The sequence below is a fragment of the Streptomyces sp. NPDC054765 genome (genome assembly GCF_053612065.1).
The window spans coordinates 1-16,219 of sequence record NZ_JBSHBP010000007.1; the positions used below are offsets into that span (position 1 = coordinate 1).

The 16,219-nt window shown below is 72.0% G+C and carries 14 protein-coding genes; 3 read left to right on the plus strand and 11 right to left on the minus strand.

Annotated features, from left to right (window positions below):
* Positions 1–57: 57 nt before the first annotated feature.
* The 9 genes from ACWGJY_RS06840 to uvrC form a co-directional block, all read right to left on the minus strand.
* Positions 58–393, minus strand: a complete 336-nt coding sequence (locus ACWGJY_RS06840; protein ID WP_006606296.1) for an RNA polymerase-binding protein RbpA — start codon at positions 391–393, stop codon at positions 58–60.
* Between the two features lie 154 nt (positions 394–547).
* Positions 548–784, minus strand: coding sequence for a preprotein translocase subunit SecG (secG, locus tag ACWGJY_RS06845; protein ID WP_453259710.1), 237 nt, complete (start codon positions 782–784; stop codon positions 548–550).
* A gap of 141 nt (positions 785–925) precedes the next feature.
* Complete coding sequence (tpiA, locus tag ACWGJY_RS06850; RefSeq protein ID WP_453259711.1) at positions 926–1,702, minus strand: triose-phosphate isomerase; 777 nt, start codon at positions 1,700–1,702, stop codon at positions 926–928.
* Between the two features lie 5 nt (positions 1,703–1,707).
* Positions 1,708–2,910: a phosphoglycerate kinase gene (locus ACWGJY_RS06855; protein WP_453259712.1), complete on the minus strand. Its 1,203-nt coding sequence runs from the start codon at positions 2,908–2,910 to the stop codon at positions 1,708–1,710.
* A 115-nt stretch (positions 2,911–3,025) separates the two neighbouring features.
* A complete protein-coding gene (gene gap, locus ACWGJY_RS06860; protein ID WP_453259713.1) occupies positions 3,026–4,030 on the minus strand; it encodes a type I glyceraldehyde-3-phosphate dehydrogenase in 1,005 nt (334 codons plus the stop codon).
* Positions 4,031–4,294: 264 nt separating this feature from the next.
* Positions 4,295–5,284, minus strand: a complete 990-nt coding sequence (gene whiA / locus ACWGJY_RS06865; RefSeq protein ID WP_018091880.1) for a DNA-binding protein WhiA — start codon at positions 5,282–5,284, stop codon at positions 4,295–4,297.
* Positions 5,275–6,336 (minus strand): gluconeogenesis factor YvcK family protein, encoded by a 1,062-nt coding sequence (locus tag ACWGJY_RS06870; RefSeq protein ID WP_453259714.1) that lies wholly within the window; start codon positions 6,334–6,336, stop codon positions 5,275–5,277. The genes whiA and ACWGJY_RS06870 overlap by 10 nt, the downstream gene beginning before the upstream one ends.
* Entirely contained in the window at positions 6,333–7,277 is a 945-nt protein-coding gene (gene rapZ / locus ACWGJY_RS06875; RefSeq protein WP_453259715.1) for an RNase adapter RapZ, read from the minus strand. The genes ACWGJY_RS06870 and rapZ overlap by 4 nt, the downstream gene beginning before the upstream one ends.
* On the minus strand, positions 7,274–9,520 hold the full coding sequence (gene uvrC, locus ACWGJY_RS06880) for an excinuclease ABC subunit UvrC (RefSeq protein WP_453259716.1): 2,247 nt from the start codon (positions 9,518–9,520) through the stop codon (positions 7,274–7,276). The genes rapZ and uvrC overlap by 4 nt, the downstream gene beginning before the upstream one ends.
* 885 nt (positions 9,521–10,405) lie before the next feature.
* Between uvrC and ACWGJY_RS06885 the strand changes: the two genes are divergently transcribed.
* Positions 10,406–11,692, plus strand: a complete 1,287-nt coding sequence (locus ACWGJY_RS06885) for an aminotransferase class V-fold PLP-dependent enzyme (protein WP_453259717.1) — start codon at positions 10,406–10,408, stop codon at positions 11,690–11,692.
* 318 nt (positions 11,693–12,010) lie between these two features.
* On the opposite strand, the gene ACWGJY_RS06890 is transcribed toward ACWGJY_RS06885, so the two are convergent.
* Positions 12,011–12,910, minus strand: a complete 900-nt coding sequence (locus ACWGJY_RS06890; RefSeq protein ID WP_453259718.1) for a hypothetical protein — start codon at positions 12,908–12,910, stop codon at positions 12,011–12,013.
* 246 nt (positions 12,911–13,156) lie between these two features.
* Positions 13,157–13,570 carry a Rieske (2Fe-2S) protein gene (locus ACWGJY_RS06895; RefSeq protein WP_453259719.1) on the minus strand — a complete coding sequence of 138 codons (414 nt, stop codon included), beginning with the start codon at positions 13,568–13,570 and terminating at the stop codon, positions 13,157–13,159.
* A 399-nt stretch (positions 13,571–13,969) separates the two neighbouring features.
* Here ACWGJY_RS06895 and ACWGJY_RS06900 point away from each other — a divergent pair, with 399 nt between their 5' ends.
* Together ACWGJY_RS06900 and ACWGJY_RS06905 are read left to right on the plus strand one after the other, a co-directional pair.
* On the plus strand, positions 13,970–15,016 hold the full coding sequence (locus ACWGJY_RS06900; protein WP_453259720.1) for a LacI family DNA-binding transcriptional regulator: 1,047 nt from the start codon (positions 13,970–13,972) through the stop codon (positions 15,014–15,016).
* Positions 15,013–16,008 carry a carbohydrate kinase family protein gene (locus ACWGJY_RS06905; protein ID WP_453259721.1) on the plus strand — a complete coding sequence of 332 codons (996 nt, stop codon included), beginning with the start codon at positions 15,013–15,015 and terminating at the stop codon, positions 16,006–16,008. Before ACWGJY_RS06900 ends, ACWGJY_RS06905 begins: the two co-directional genes overlap by 4 nt.
* The last annotated feature ends 211 nt before the right edge of the window (positions 16,009–16,219 follow it).

Here is a 16,219-nt window from a genome sequence, read left to right on the forward strand (position 1 = left end):
GCCGGAGGGCGGTGAGTCCCTCCGGCCGGGCCGGCCGCTGTGTGTGCGGTGAATCCGTCAGATCTCGCCGCGGAGCTTGGCGAGCGCCTCCGCGAGGATCGCCTCGCCATCGGCGTCGCTGCGCCGCTCCCGGACGTAGGCGAGGTGGGTCTTGTACGGCTCGGTGCGCGGCGGGTCCGGCGGGCTGTCCCGGTCCTTGCCTGCCGGGAAACCACAGCGCGGGCAGTCCCAAGTGTCCGGAACCTGCGCATCGCCGGCGAAGCTGGGCTGCGTCTCGTGCCCGTTGGAGCACCAGAAGGAGATGCGGGTGCGCGGCGCGGACTCGCCGCGCTCGGCCTCCCCCATCGGCCCCGCCCCGACCCGACTTCCTCGGATCGCGTTGCCACTTGCCACGGTCGTAACTCCCTGCGTAATGGTGCTGCACAGCCTCTCGCAGCAGCTGCGCTGCGGAACGCCCCAGTCTACGTAAGGCCCAACGCGCGTCCAGTGGCTGGAGTTACCCGTCCGAGGACGCCACCTCATGATAGGCCGCGCCTCAGACGCTGCGTCAGCTACCGAGCTTCATCAGGATGCCGAGCACGACGATGCAGGCGAACCACAGCAGAGCGATCACGATGGTGATGCGGTCGAGGTTGCGCTCGGCGACCGAGGAGCCACCCACCGAGGACTGCATACCGCCACCGAACATGTCGGACAGGCCGCCACCCTTTCCCTTGTGCATGAGCACCAGCATCATCAGCAGCAGGCTGAAGACGATGAGGGCGATCGAGAACCCGATGACCACGGCTGGACCAACTCTCTAGGACTGACGGACGGAGGCATGGATCACGATATCTGCAACACATGCTGCGGGGCCGGGGGCGGCGCTGCTGCACCGGTCCCGGCCCCGACAGGGTACGACGAGGGCTCCCCCTCGTCATAGCTGCTACTGGTCGCGGAAGCGGACGATCTTCACAAACTCGTCCGCGTCGAGGGCCGCGCCGCCGATCAGCGCGCCGTCGACGTCGGGCTGTGCCATGATCGCGGCGACATTGCCGGACTTGACCGAGCCGCCGTACTGGATGCGGACCTTGTCGGCCAGCTCCTGGCTGTAGAGCTCGGCGAGGCGGCCGCGGATGGCCCCGCAGACCTCCTGCGCGTCCTCGGGGGTGGCGACCTCGCCGGTGCCGATGGCCCACACCGGCTCGTAGGCGATCACGATGGTCTCGGCCTGCTCGGCCGGGACGTCCGCCAGACCGCCGTCGACCTGGGCGAGGGTGTGCGCGACCTGGTTGCCGGCCTTGCGGACGTCCAGGCCCTCGCCGACACACAGGATCGGGGTGAGCCCGTTCCGGAAGGCGGCCTTGACCTTGGCGTTGCAGATCTCTTCGTTCTCGCCGTGGTACTGGCGGCGCTCGCTGTGGCCGACGGCCACGTACGCGCACTTCAGCTTGGCGAGCATCGGGCCGGAGATCTCGCCGGTGTAGGCACCGGAGTCGTGCGCGGAGAGGTCCTGGGCGCCGTACTTGATCTTGAGCTTGTCGCCGTCGACCAGCGTCTGCACCGACCGCAGGTCGGTGAAGGGCGGCAGGACCGCGACCTCTACGGCGTCGAAGTCCTTGTCGGCAAGGGCGAAGGCGAGCTTCTGGACGTGGGCGATGGCCTCGAGGTGGTTGAGGTTCATCTTCCAGTTGCCCGCCATCAGCGGGGTGCGGTCAGTCACGTTGTTCAGTCCTCCAGAGCGGCGAGGCCGGGCAGCGTCTTGCCTTCGAGGTATTCGAGGCTGGCGCCGCCGCCGGTCGAAATATGGCCGAATGCATTCTCGTCGAAGCCCAGCTGGCGCACGGCGGCGGCCGAGTCACCGCCGCCGACGACGCTGAAGGCATCCGAGTCCAGCAGGCCCTGCGCGACGGCCTTGGTGCCGCCGGCGTAGTCGGGGTGCTCGAAGACGCCCATCGGGCCGTTCCAGAAGACGGTGGCCGCGTCGGCGAGCTTCGCGGCGTAGAGCTCGCGGGTCTTCGGGCCGATGTCCAGGCCCTCCTTGTCGGCCGCGATGGCGTCCGCGGCGACGGTCCCGGGGTGGGCCGGGGCCTTGGTCTTCAGGTCCGGGAACTCGGACGACACCAGGACGTCGACGGGGAGGACGAACTCCACCCCGCGCTTCTCGGCCCGCGCCAGGTACTCCAGGCAGGCCGGGACCTGGTCCTCCTGCAGCAGCGAGATGCCGACCTCGTGGCCCTTGGCCTTGAGGAAGGTGTACGCCATCCCGCCGCCGACCAGGATGCGGTCGGCCTTCTCGATCAGCTGGTCGATGACGGCGAGCTTGTCGGAGACCTTGGCGCCGCCGAGCACGACCGCGTAGGGGCGCTTGACGTTCTCGGTGAGCTTCTTCAGGACGCGCACCTCGGTGGCGATCAGATCGCCGGCGGCGTGCGGAAGGCGCCTGGGCAAGTCGAAGACGGAGGCGTGCTTGCGGTGCACGGCGCCGAAGCCGTCGCCCACGTACAGGTCCGCGAGGGCGGCGAGCCGGTCGGCGAAGTCGCCGCGCTCAGCGTCGTCCTTGCTGGTCTCGCCCGGATTGAAGCGGAGGTTCTCCAGCACGGCCACCTGGCCGTCGGCCAGCGAGGCGGTCACGGACACGGCGGACTCACCGACCGTGTCGGACGCGAACGCCACGGCCTGCCCGAGGATTTCGCCCAGCCGCTCGGCGGCGGGGGCCAGCGAGAAGGCCGGGTCCGGAGCGCCCTTGGGACGGCCCAGGTGAGAGGCGACGATCACCTTGGCGCCGCGCTCGACGAGCTTGGCGATCGTCGGGGCGACGGCGCGGATCCGGCCGTCGTCGGTGATGGTGGTGCCGTCCAGCGGCACGTTCAGGTCGGCGCGGACGAAGACCCGCTTACCGGCTACCTGGAGGTCGTCGATCGTCTTCATGAGGAGTGACTCCATCACATGGGTCGGTCGGTCGCGGAACGGGGCCCGTACGACGCCTCATCGCGTCGCACGGGCCCCGTCCCCACATCTCGGTGTCTCGGGTGTCAACCAGAGATCAGAGCTGGCCGCCGACGAAGGTGGTCAGGTCCACCAGGCGGTTGGAGTAGCCCCACTCGTTGTCGTACCAGCCCACGACCTTGACCTGCTTGCCCTGCGACATGGTGAGCTGGGAGTCGAAGGTGCAGGAGGCCGGGAAGTTCACGATGTCCGAGGAGACGATCGGGTCCTCGGTGTACTCAAGAATGCCCTTGAGCTGGCCCTCGGCCGCCTTCTGGAAGGCGGCGTTGATCTCGTCCCTGCTGACCTCGCGGTCGAGCTCCAGCACCAGGTCGGTGACCGAGCCGGTGGGGACCGGGACACGCATCGCGATGCCGTCCAGCTTGCCCTTGAGCTGCGGGAGGACCAGGGCGGTGGCCTTGGCGGCACCGGTCGAGGTCGGGATGATGTTCTCCGCGGCGGCGCGGGCGCGGCGCAGGTCGCTGTGCGGGAAGTCCAGGATCCGCTGGTCGTTGGTGTAGGCGTGGACCGTGGTCATCAGGCCCTTGACGATGCCGAAGTTCTCGTCGAGCACCTTCGCCATCGGCGCCACACAGTTGGTGGTGCAGGAGGCGTTGGAGATGACGTGGTGCTTGGCCGCGTCGTACTTGTCGTTGTTGACGCCCATCACGATCGTGATGTCCTCGTCCTTGGCGGGCGCGGAGATCAGGACCTTCTTGGCGCCGGCCGCGAGGTGCTTCTCGGCGTCGGCCTTCTTGGTGAAGATGCCGGTGGACTCGATGACGATGTCGGCGCCGAGCTCCGCCCAGGGGAGGTTCGCCGGGTCGCGCTCGGCCATCGTCTTGAAGGTCTGGTTGCCGACCGTGATGGTGTCGTCGGTGTGGCTGACGTCCTGCTTGAGGCGACCCAGAATGGTGTCGTACTTCAGCAGGTGGACCAGGGTGGCGTTGTCGGTCAGGTCGTTGACACCGACGATCTCGATGTCCGCACCCTGCTCCAGGAGCGCGCGGAAGTAGTTACGACCAATGCGGCCGAATCCGTTGATGCCTACGCGGATCGTCACGAAACCGATCTCCTCGTTGGTACGCCGGCGCAGATACCGGCGAGCTGTATGGGATGTCCCCGACCGCCTCCGACCCTACCCCCTGCACGAGACGTACGTGACATTGACATCGGCGGCCAAAGATGCTCAAGTGAGCGCCCTTCAGCCCCTCTGACGTCCGCCCTGCGCACCCCATCACCACGTCTCACCACGTCTGCATGCAGCGGCGCCCCCGGTGCCCAGTGCGGGCGCCGGGGGCGCATACGGAGAAGGATCTGCTCCGGTTCAGCCGACCATGCCTTCGGCTAGTTCCTCGGTGAGGTTGGACTCGGTGCCGGGAATGCCGAGGTCCTGGGCACGCTTGTCGGCCATCGCCAGCAGCCGGCGGATGCGGCCGGCGACGGCGTCCTTGGTCAGCGGCGGATCGGCGAGGGCGCCCAACTCCTCCAGGGAGGCCTGCTTGTGCTCCATGCGCAGCCGGCCGGCCGCGGCGAGGTGCTCGGGGACCTCTTCGCCCAGGATCTCCAGGGCCCGCTGGACCCGGGCGCCCGCGGCGACCGCGGCACGCGCCGAGCGGCGGAGGTTGGCGTCGTCGAAGTTGGCGAGGCGGTTGGCGGTGGCGCGGACCTCGCGGCGCATCCGCCGCTCCTCCCACGCGAGCACCGACTCATGGGCGCCGAGCCGCGTCAGCAGCGCGCCGATCGCATCACCGTCACGGACGACGACACGGTCCACCCCGCGCACCTCGCGGGCCTTCGCGCCGATGCCGAGCCGGCGGGCGGCGCCGACCAGTGCGAGTGCCGCCTCGGGCCCGGGGCAGGTGACCTCCAGGGACGAGGAGCGGCCGGGCTCGGTCAGCGAGCCATGGGCCAGGAAGGCGCCGCGCCAGGCCGCCTCGGCGTCGCAGGTCGCGCCGGAGACCACCTGTGGGGGCAGGCCACGGATGGGGCGGCCGCGGCCGTCCACCAGGCCGGTCTGCCGCGCCAGCTGGTCACCGCCGGCCACGACCCGTACGACATAGCGGCTGCCGCGCCGCAGGCCGCCGGGGGCCATCACCACCAGGTCGGAGCTGTGCCCGAAGATCTCCAGGATGTCCTTGCGCAGCCGCCGGGCGGCGATGCCCGTGTCCAGCTCCGCCTCGATCACGATGCGTCCGCTGACCAGGTGCAGACCGCCCGCGAACCGCAGGATCGACGAGACCTCCGACTTCCGGCAGCAGGTCCGGGTGACGGGGAGCCGGGAGATTTCATCCTTCACCGCTGCCGTCATCGCCATGGGCCGATCCTTCCATGCATCCGAAAAATACGGTCGTACGCGGCTGCCAGCAGCTCCGGGTCGTGCCGGTCGGGGGCTCCCCCGGCGCTCGACCGGGCGTCGTCTCCTTGTGCGGCGACCGCCGCCAGCTCGACCTCGCTGCCGACCAGCTGCTTGGCGGCAGCGGTCAGACCCTCGATGTCGGGCACGGCGGCCTTGTCGGCCAGCACCACGTCGAAGGCGAGTTTAGGGGCGTGTCGGGCCAAAACCTCCAAATGACGCTGCGGGGAGAAGCCATCGGTTTCGCCCGGTTGGGGCGCAAGGTTGAGCGAAAGGACTTTTCGGGCCTTGGTCTCCTCCAGCGCCTCGCGCAGCTCCGGCACCAGCAGATGCGGGATCACGGAGGAGAACCAGGAGCCGGGACCGAGCACCACCCAGTCGGCGTCCCGTACGGCGGCGACCGCCTCGGGGACGGCCGGCGGGTCCACGGGGACCACATGGACGGACTGCACCTCGCCGCGGGTCAGCGCGACGGTGGCCTGCCCCCGGACCGTGGAGATCTCGTCCGGGCGGTCCGCGCGATGACCCCTGACCTCGGCCTGGAGCTCCAGGGGCACCGCCGACATGGGCAGCACCCGGCCGTGCGCGCCGAGCAGCCTGCCGACCAGGTCGAGCGCCTGGACATGGTCGCCGAGCTGCTCCCACAGCGCGACGATCAGCAGATTGCCGACCGCGTGGTCGTGCAGCTCGCCCTCGCTCTGGAAGCGGTGCTGGATCACCCGGGACCAGGTCTGGCCCCAGTCGTCGTCGCCGCACAGCGCGGCGAGCGCCTTGCGCAGATCGCCGGGCGGCAGGACGCCCAGCTCGTCGCGGAGGCGACCGCTGGAGCCGCCGTCGTCGGCGACCGTGACCACGGCGGTCAGGTCACCGGTGATCCGGCGCAGCGCGGCCAGCGAGGCGGACAGGCCCATGCCCCCGCCCAGTGCCACCACCTTGGGGGTGGCCCCCTTCGTCATACGGCCGCTGGGGACGAGTCGCCGGACCCTGCGCAGCCGTGGTGCCCGCCCGCTCACTCGCGCCCCATGTCCCGGTGGACGACGACCGTTTCCACCCCTTCGGACACCAGGCGGCGGGCGAGCTTCTCGGACATCGCGACGCTGCGGTGCTTGCCGCCCGTACAGCCCACGGCGATGGTCACATAGCGCTTGCCCTCACGGCGGTAGCCCTCGGCGACGATCCGCAGCAGCTCGGTATAGCCGTCCAGGAACTCCTTGGAGCCGGGCTGGCTGAAGACGTAGCTGGAGACCTCGTCGTTGAGGCCGGTGAAGGGGCGCAGCTCGGGGACCCAGTGCGGGTTGGGGATGAAGCGGCAGTCGATGACCATGTCGGCGTCGACCGGCAGGCCGTACTTGAAGCCGAAGGACATGACCGTGGCGCGCAGTTCGGGGACCTCTTCGCCGGCGAACTGGGCGTCCATCTTGGCGCGGAGTTCGTGGACGTTAAGGCTGGAGGTGTCGATGACCAGGTCGGCGTCGCCGCGCAGTTCGCGCAGCAGATCGCGCTCGGCGGCGATGCCGTCGACGATCCGGCCGTCGCCCTGGAGGGGGTGCGGACGGCGCACGGACTCGAAGCGGCGCACCAGGGCCTCGTCGGAGGACTCCAGGAAGACGATGCGGCGCTTGACGTTCTGCGCGTCGAGGGTGGCCAGCGATTCCTTGAGGTTGGCGAAGAAACGGCGGCCGCGGACGTCGACGACGACCGCGATCCGGGCGACATTGCCCTGCGAGCGGGCGCCCAGCTCGACCATGGGAGCGATCAGCTCGGGCGGGATGTTGTCGACGACGAACCAGCCGAGGTCCTCCAGGCACTTCGCGGCCGTGCTGCGGCCGGCGCCGGACATCCCGGAGATGATCACCAGCTCCGGGATCGCGGCGCTCTCGCCCTGATCGGTCGTGCCCGTACTCACCTGTGCACCGTCTCTCTCGGTTTCCTGCGCTTCGTGCGGTGTGCTCATCGTTCCTGCCCCCGTTCTGCCGACAACGCGACCGGTGGGGCCCCGTCATCCTCAATGATCTCTCCTGTGGCGGTGTTCACCGCGGGGGCGGAGGGTGCCGCCCCGGCCAGCGCCGCGGCGACGGTCTCCGCGGTCTTGCGGCCGACGCCCGGGACCTCGCAGATTTCGTCGATCGTCGCGGCCCGCAGCTTCTTCAACGACCCGAAGTGCTTGAGCAGTGCCTGACGGCGGGTGTCGCCCAGCCCGGCGACGGCGTCCAGGGGAGAGGCCTTCAACCGCTTGCCGCGCTTGTTGCGCTGGTAGCCGATGGCGAAGCGGTGTGCCTCGTCGCGGACGCGCTGGAGGAGGTAGAGGCCCTCGCTGGTGCGCGGCAGCACCACCGGGTCGTCCTCGCCCGGCAGCCAGACCTCTTCGAGGCGCTTGGCCAGGCCGCAGACGGCGACATCGTCGATGCCGAGCTCGTCCAGGGCCCGGCGGGCGGCCGCGACCTGCGGGGCGCCGCCGTCGACGACCACGAGCTGGGGCGGGTAGGCGAACCGCTTGGGGCGGCCGTCCTCGTCGGTCGGGCGGCCGGCCATGGGGTCCGGCTCCAGGTCGTCCACGCGCGCCGGGACCGTGCCGGTGCCGTGGGTGACGCCGTCGCCGTTCTCGTGTGGGGCGGTGTTCCTGTGTGTGACACCGGTGGCCTGCGTGACGCCGGTGGCTTGTGTGACACCCGTGGCCTGTGTGACACCCGTGACCTGCGTGACGTCGGTGGCCTGCGTGACGCCGATGGCCTGTGAGACGCCGTTGTCGTCCACGTGGGCGTCGTCGGCTGGTTCCTCCGTCCACTCGCCCGACTTCTGCTTCTCCTGGAGATAGCGCTTGAAGCGGCGGCCGATGACCTCGTGCATGGACCGGACATCGTCCTGGCCCTGGAAGGTCTTGATCTGGAAGCGGCGGTATTCGCTCTTCCGGGCGAGACCGTCCTCGAACACCACCATCGAGGCGACGACGTCATCACCCTGGAGGTGGGAGATGTCGAAGCACTCGATGCGCAGCGGCACCGCATCCAGGCCGAGGGCCTCGGCGATCTCCTCCAGGGCACGGGAGCGGGTGGTCAGGTCGGAGGCACGCTTGGTCTTGTGCAGGGCCAGCGCCTGCTGGGCGTTGCGGCCGACCGTGGCCATCAGGTCCTTCTTGTCGCCGCGCTGCGGGATACGCAGCGAGACCTGCGAGCCGCGGCGCTGGGAGAGCCACTGGGCGATCGGCTCGACGGGCTCGGGGAGCGCCGGGACCAGCACCTCCTTGGGGACGGCGTCGCCCTTCTCCTCACCGTACAGCTGCTGGAGGGCGTGCTCGACGAGACCGCTGGTGGTGACGGCCTCGACCTTGTCCGTCACCCAGCCGCGCTGGCCGCGCACCCGGCCGCCGCGGACGTGGAAGATCTGGACGGCGGCTTCGAGTTCGTCCTCGGCGACCGCGATCAGATCGGCGTCGGTGGCGTCGGCGAGCACCACGGCGCTCTTCTCCATGGCCCGCTTGAGCGCCCCTATGTCGTCCCGGAGCCGGGCGGCGCGTTCGTACTCCATCTCCTCGGCGGCCTCCTGCATCCGGCGCTCCAGACGGCGGATGTAGGCGCCGGTGCGACCGGCCATGAAGTCGCAGAACTCCTCGGCGAGTTCGCGGTGTTCCCCGGCGGAGACCCGCTCGACACAGGGGGCCGAGCACTTGCCGATGTAGCCGAGCAGACAGGGGCGGCCGATCTGGGCGGAGCGCTTGAACACACCGGCGGAGCACGTCCGCACCGGGAAGACACGCAGCATCAGGTCGACGGTCTCGCGGATGGCCCAGGCGTGGCCGTACGGACCGAAGTAGCGCACGCCCTTCTTCTTGGCGCCGCGCATGACCTGGACGCGCGGGAACTCCTCGTTGAGGGTCACCGCGAGATACGGATAGCTCTTGTCGTCGCGGTACTTGACGTTGAAGCGCGGGTCGAACTCCTTGATCCAGCTGTATTCGAGCTGGAGCGCCTCGACCTCGGTGGACACGACGGTCCACTCCACGGAGGCGGCGGTGGTGACCATCGTGCGCGTACGCGGATGGAGGCCGGCCAGATCCTGGAAGTAGTTGGCCAGGCGCTGGCGCAGGCTCTTTGCCTTGCCGACGTAGATGACCCGGCCGTGTTCGTCGCGGAACTTATAGACCCCCGGCGAGTCGGGGATCTGTCCCGGCTTGGGTCGGTAGCTGCTGGGGTCTGCCATGCACACCACCCTACTGACCACCACCGACAATCACCGTGCCCGGACCGCCCCCGCCCCCGGGACCTGCGACGTCGGCCCGCGAGCCCCGGACGGCACTCCGCCACCGCCGGGGCCTGGCCCCTTCCGGCGGCGCGGCGGGGCGGGACGAGGCGGGGCGGGACGAGGCGGGGCGGGACGAGGAGCGAGGGACGGGAGGCGGTGGACCGGCCGGAGAATGGGGCCGGTGGCCGTTCCGGCGGTCAGGACGCGGGAGACGGTACCCGGCCGCAGCGCCGGAATCCTGGTGACGACCGCCGGAGGTCGGGTACGACCGCCGGAGTGCGGGTACGACCGCCAGAGGTCGGGTGCGACCGCCGGAATCGCGGCGACAACCGCCGGAGTGCGGCTGATGGGCCTGACGGTCCTTGCCCCCGGGCTCCGGGGTGCGCGGCGCATTTCCCGCGGGCGGCCGCACCACGGCGCGCGACGTAGCAGACCGGCGCAACGTCGTGGAAGGGGAGCTTCCGGCCAGCACCCGCCGGGGCGGCAGGCCAAGGCCATGACGTCCCGTCAAGGACGGCACGGGGCACCGGGTATCCGCTGCGTCTTCGTGAGCGGACCGGGGGGCAAATGCCGTCAATTCCGGTAGTCGATCTCGTGGGCGGCCACCGGAATGACGCGGAAGTGGGTGCCGTGTGCGGTACGGCTCGGCAAGGCTGTCCGCGTGACTGCAGAACGCCTTCCCGTGCCGGCCGGGAGAGTGCGCGTCGGATGCGCCGGTCAGCGGCACCGGGCCGGGCACCGGCGAGGCGCCGGTCAGCGGCACCGGCGACTCACCGGGGGCGATGCCGCCACGACCGGCCGGGCACTGCGCTCCCCCGGGCCGCGGGCCTGCCGGGGGCCGGCGTGACGGCCCCGGCGGGCGGGCAGGGCGCGCTGCGCAAGGCCGGCCGGCGGGCCCGGCGACTGGACGCACAGGACCCGCTGGCGCCGTTCCTCGGGCGTTTCGCGCCGCTGCCGGACGGGCGGCTGCTCCTCGACGCCGGCTCTCTGGGCCGCCTGCCCGCCGCCACCCCGGAGCTGCTGGACCGGGTGGTACGCGGCGACTGGGGCGGCCGGACCGCACCGGCCCGTACGCAGTGGCTGGACCTGCCGCAGCGGATCGGCGACCGGATGGCCGCGACCGTGCTCGGCGCCCGGCCGGGCGAGGTGGTGGCCGCGGACTGCACCAGCGTCAACCTCTACAAGCTCACGGTCGCCGCACTGCAGGCGGGCCGCGGGCGGCGGACCGTGGTGGTCGACGACGACAACTCCCCCACCGACCGCTATGTCGTGGCCGGGGTCGCCGCCGATCACCAGTGCGCGCTGCGGACCGTGCACACCCACCCGGACAACGGTCTCGACATGGAGACGCTGCGGGCGGCGGTGGACGAGGACGTCGCGGTGGTCGTGCTGTCACTCGTCTCACACCGCTCCGGGGCGCTGCTCGACATGACCGAGGTCCACGAGATCGCGCATGCCCGAGGGGCGCTGGTGCTGTGGGACCTCAGTCATGCGGTGGGGGCCGTGGACGTCCAACTGGCCGCCACCGGGGCCGACATGGCGGTCGCCGCGACGTACAAGCATCTGATGGCGGGACCCGGCTGCCCGGCGCTGCTGTACGTACGGCGGGATCTGCAGCCGTGCGCCGCGCAGCCGGTGCACGGCTGGTACGGGCATCGCGAACAGCTCGCCCTGCGGCCCGGCTACGACCCCGATCCGGCGGTCCGGCGCTTTCTGACCGGCACCCCGCCCGCGCTCTCGCTGGCCGCCGCGGAACCCGCGCTGGACCTGCTGGCCGAGGCGGGGATGGCCGCGGTACGCGCCAAGAGCCGGGCGCTGACCGGGTTCCTGACGGAACTGGCCGGGGCCGTGCTGGAGCCGTGCGGGCTGCGTCCCGCCGGGCCCGCCGATCCGGAGCGGCGTGGCGCCCATGTCACCTACCGGCATCCGCGGGCCGGGGAACTGGTGGCGGCGCTCGCGGAGGCGGAGCTGTTCGCGGATCACCTTCCCCCGGACCGGGTGCGGCTCTCCCCCGGGCCGCTGTCGACCCGTTTTGCGGATGTCGTGGAGGCGGTGCGCCGGTTCCGGGAGGTGCTGGACGGCTTCGGCCCGGCCGGTGTGGGCGTCGGTCCGGGCTCCCGGGCGCTGTGAGCCGTCGGATCCTGGGCGCGGGGCCTGGGCGCGGGGCCTGGGCGCGGGGCCTGGGCGCGGGGCCTGGGCGCGGGGCCTGGGCGCGGGGCCTGGGCGCGGGGCCTGGGCACGGGTCCTGGGAAGCGGGGCGGCGCGGGGCCTGGGAAAGCGGGGCGGCGCGGGCCGGGACACCCCCCACCCCCGAACCCACCCCCCGCCCCCTCCCCCGAAGGGCCCTTCGGGGGAGGGGGCGGGGGAAGACCTGCCCGCCGCGCGGACGGCATCCGGCGCGCGGACGGCATCCGGCGGGCGGCGGACCCGGCGGGCAGGCGGACCCGGTCAGCCGCTGCGCCTCCTGCGCAGCGCCGCCGAGGCGGACAGCCCCAGGGCGAGCAGGGCAGCGGCGCCCGCCACCGTCGTGGCGGCGGTCACCGGCAGGCTGTCGCCCGCGAGCGCGCCCGCCGTGACGGGCCGCCGGGCAAGGGGTTCCACGGGGCCGGCCGCCGCCTCCCCGTACCCGCCGGACTCCCTGTACCCGCCGGACTCCCCGTACCCGTCGGCCTCGTCGCGCTTGTCGTATGCCGAGCCGGGGAGCTTGTCCCCATAGGCCCGCGCCACCCGCTTCCGGTAGACGGCGACGCTGGCGCCGTGTGCGCCGACGGCCCTGCGGGCGTCGGCGTCCAGCGGCTCGATCCGGTCGCCGCGCTGCACGTACCACGCATCGATCTGCGGCTCGTGGAAGACCGTGCCGCCCTTGGCCCGTGCGGCTCCGGTCGCGGTGTAGCGGGTCTCGTCGTCGCCGTCGGTGATGTTGACGACCTGCCAGCCGGCGCCCTGCCGTGCGGTCCACACCGAGGCCGTGCGGCCGTCACCGGCGACGGCCTTGGTGGCGAGGAACTCCAGGCGGGCGACGGCAGCCCCGTCCCGGCCGCGGACGAAGTCCGGTGACAGGACGTAGACGGGGACGGTGCCGCCCTCGATGTGCGGCGCGGCCTGCCCGCCGCCGGGAGCCGCACCGCTGCGCTTCCGGCCGGCGGCGAAGAACCGGGCCAGGGTGTCCAGGGTCGCGGGGGCGGTGACCGCCGCGTGCGCGGCGGTGACGTTCACCCCGGCGGGGGTCAGGGGCGCGGGGAGAGGCGCGGCCACTACGGCCTGCGGGGTGAGGCCGATGAGGGCGGTGGCGAACGTGCCGGTGGCGACGACGCGGAGGGCGGTGCGGGCGGCGGTGCGCTTCGTCATGGCCTCAGGCTCCTCTCCGGTACCGGGAGTGTGTCCAGGAGAAGGAGCTGCCGTTCACGTAGTAGTCGAAATCGCCCCAGTTGTAGCGATTGTTGATCTCCCTTGGATCACCTCGGTAAACCCAGTGGCGATCCGTGTCATATCCGTAGATCACATACATATGGCCAAGGGGTGAGCCCTCGGCGGTCCGGCGGTCCGACGGTCCGGCGGTCCGGCGCCTGGGACGAGCCCCGGCGGTCCGGCGCCTCAGCCCGCGATCAGCTTGCCATCCTTGGCCTTGACCGGGACCTCGGGCAGCGGATCGGCCGCCGGGCCCTGGATGACCTTGCCGGTGGTGACGTCGAAGCGGCTGCCGTGGCAGGGGCAGCTGCCCTCCTTCTTCTCGACCTCGGCCAGGATGCAGCCGGCATGGGTGCACTTGGCGCTGAAGCACTTGTAGGTGCCCTTCGCGGGCTGCGACACCACGAGCCGGTCCTCGCGGTAGAGCTTGGCACCGCCGACCGGCACCTCGGCCGCGGCCCCGAGATCGACCGGTTCGGTGGGCACCGCCGAGGCGTTCGCGCCCGAGTCCCCCGGCGAGCAGGCCGACAGCCCGAAGCCGGCGGCACCGGCGAGCGCGGCCCCCCGCAGCACGGTTCGGCGGGCGGGGGACTGGCTCATGGCTGCTCCAGAGGTGACGGTGTCGGTGGCTGGCGGCTCCCGACGATACCGGCACAGATCGTTCCGCTTCCGGCCGGGCCGAAGGTCCCCGCAGCAGGTTCTGTTCGCTCTCCGTCAGGCTTCAGCCCTGGCCCCCGGCAACTGGCGCTATACGGACAAGAAGGGCGGCAGGGCCGTACCGCCGGAGGAACAGCTCGGGCCGCACCACCCCTGCACCGGCCTCAGGAGATCGCGAAGGAGTCGTCGTGGAGCGCCATCCGGGCAGCTTGGGCGTAAACGCTTGCGCAAGCGTTTACGCTTCCGGTGGAGTGCTCGTAATGTGGTGGACGCCGCGGGACGACGCGGCCGTGGAAGGCCGCGGTGCGGGAGGGTGCCGCACGCTCGGGGAGGAAGAGCCGGATGACGACGATGACGGATGTGGCACGGCGTGCGGGGGTCTCCGTCGCCACGGTCTCGCATGTGCTGAACGACACCCGTCCGGTGCGTCCCGGCACCCGTGCCGCGGTACTCGGCGCGATCGACGAGCTCGGCTACACCCACAACACCCTGGCCCGCTCGCTGGTCACCTCCCGCACCCGCTCGATCGGCCTGGCGGTCTCCGCGATCAGCAACCCGTACTTCACCGAGATCCTCCAGGGCGTCGAGGCCGGCGCCCTGGAGGCCGGCTACAGCCTGCTGATCACCGATCCGCACGACGATCCGCGGCACGAACGGAAGGTCGTCCAGCTGCTGCACGAGCGACGCGTGGACGGCATGATCGTGGCGCCGTCCGCGGAGCCCGCGGAGATGGTGGCCTATCTGGCCCGTCGCGAGGTGCCCACCGTCTTCCTGGACCGGCTGGTCGGCGACGGCCATGACCAGGTGTGCGCCGAGAACACCGGCCCGGTGCGTCAACTGGTGGAGCATCTGGCCGCCGTGGGGCACACCCGGATCGGCCTGGTGGCGGGCCTCCCGGGGCTGAGCACGACCACCGAGCGGGTCCGGGGCTACCGCGAGGGACTGCGCGCCGGCGGGCTGCCCTTCACACCCGGGCTCCTCGCCGGCGGCAACTCCGAGGCGGCCGGGGCCCAGGACGCCACCCGCCGTCTGCTGGCCGCGCCACAACCGCCCACCGCGATCATCACCGCCAACAACGCGATGACCATCGGCGCGCTGCGGGCCCTGCGCAACCTCGGCCTGGACGTACCCCGCGATATCGCACTGGCCTGCTTCGACGACTTCTCGTGGGCCGATCTCTTCACGCCCCGGCTGACCGCAATCGCCCAGCCCAGCAAGGACATCGGGGCGGCGGCGGTCCGGCTGCTGCTGGAGCGCCTGGCGGAGCCGGACCGGCCCCCGCGCACCGTCCGCCTCCCCTGCACCTTTGTGCACCGTACGTCGTGCGGCTGCGCCGAACCCGCCCCGGCCACGCGCCCGGCCGCCCAGGAAAGGAACCACACCCCGTGATCGTCGTCGCCGGCGAGGCCCTGATCGACCTCGTCCCCAGCCCGCAGGGCACTCCCCCGTCCCTACAGGGCGCGGGAGGCACCCCTCTCCCGGACGGCCTGCCGGCGCTGCTGCCGCGGCGCGGCGGCGGTCCGTACAACACCGCGGTCGCGCTCGGGCGGCTCGGCTCGCCCGCCGCGTTCTGCTCCCGGATCTCGACCGACGCCTTCGGTGCGGCACTGCTCCAAGGGCTGCACCACGGCGGTGTGGACACCTCGCTGGTGCAGCGCGGCAGTGAACCGACCACCCTCGCCGTGGCGGACATCAGCCCGGACGGGTCGGCGGGCTACGGCTTCTACGCCGACGGCACCGCCGACCGGCTCTTCACCCTGCCACCGGCGTTGCCCACCGCGGTCCGCGCGCTCTCCCTGGGCACCTGCTCGCTCGTCCTGGAACCGGGTGCGAGTGCCTATGAGTCCCTGCTGCGCCGCGAGGCCCGGCGCGGAGTCTTCACGGCGCTCGACCCCAACATCCGGCCCGGTCTGATCCCCGACCCGGACGCCTACCGGGCGCGCTTTTGCTCCTGGCTCCCCGACGTCGCTCTGCTGAAGCTGTCGGAGGAGGACGCGCTGTGGCTGGCCGGGTCCGACGCCACGCCGGGTGGCGGGTGGCAAGCGGTCACCGCGGCGGCAAAGGAGTGGCTGGGCGCGGGGCCCGCGGCGATCGTCCTCACCCGGGGCGGGGACGGCCTGACGGTGCTGACGCGGGGCGGCCGCGAGCTGACGGTCCCCGGGGAGCGGGTCACCGTCATCGACACCATCGGCGCCGGTGACACGGTCAACGCCGCGCTTCTGCACCGCCTGGACGCCCACGACGCCCTCTCGTACGCGGCGGTCGCCGCTCTCGGGGACGACGACTGGCACGACATCCTGCGCTTCGCCGCCCGCGCGGCCGCCGTCACCTGCTCACGTGCGGGCGCGGAACCGCCGTTCGCCGCGGAGCTGGCGGCGTAGGAGCCGGCCGGGGCCGGGCGCGGGGCCGCGGATCCGGTGACCGCCCGGTTCCGCGGCTTCGGTGGCGCCCCGTACGCACGGCGGGCCGTCACCGAGCCCGTGGCACGGGGTGCGGTGACGGCCCGTGGCCCGTCAGGGAACAGCCCGTCGGAGAACGGCCCGTCCGGGGAGCCCGGCGGGGGACGGTCCGTCCGGGAACGGTCGGCCGGCG

What these genes read in the sequence shown, in the direction of transcription:
- ACWGJY_RS06890 (WP_453259718.1), bottom strand. Translation starts at nt 12,910, where the DNA reads ATGACGAAGCGCACCGCCGCCCGCACCGCCCTCCGCGTCGTCGCCACC.
- uvrC (WP_453259716.1), bottom strand. Translation starts at nt 9,520, where the DNA reads ATGGCAGACCCCAGCAGCTACCGACCCAAGCCGGGACAGATCCCCGAC.
- ACWGJY_RS06855 (WP_453259712.1), bottom strand. Translation starts at nt 2,910, where the DNA reads ATGAAGACGATCGACGACCTCCAGGTAGCCGGTAAGCGGGTCTTCGTC.
- rapZ (WP_453259715.1), bottom strand. Translation starts at nt 7,277, where the DNA reads ATGAGCACACCGCACGAAGCGCAGGAAACCGAGAGAGACGGTGCACAG.
- ACWGJY_RS06895 (WP_453259719.1), bottom strand. Translation starts at nt 13,570, where the DNA reads ATGAGCCAGTCCCCCGCCCGCCGAACCGTGCTGCGGGGGGCCGCGCTC.
- ACWGJY_RS06900 (WP_453259720.1), top strand. Translation starts at nt 13,970, where the DNA reads ATGACGACGATGACGGATGTGGCACGGCGTGCGGGGGTCTCCGTCGCC.
- whiA (WP_018091880.1), bottom strand. Translation starts at nt 5,284, where the DNA reads ATGGCGATGACGGCAGCGGTGAAGGATGAAATCTCCCGGCTCCCCGTC.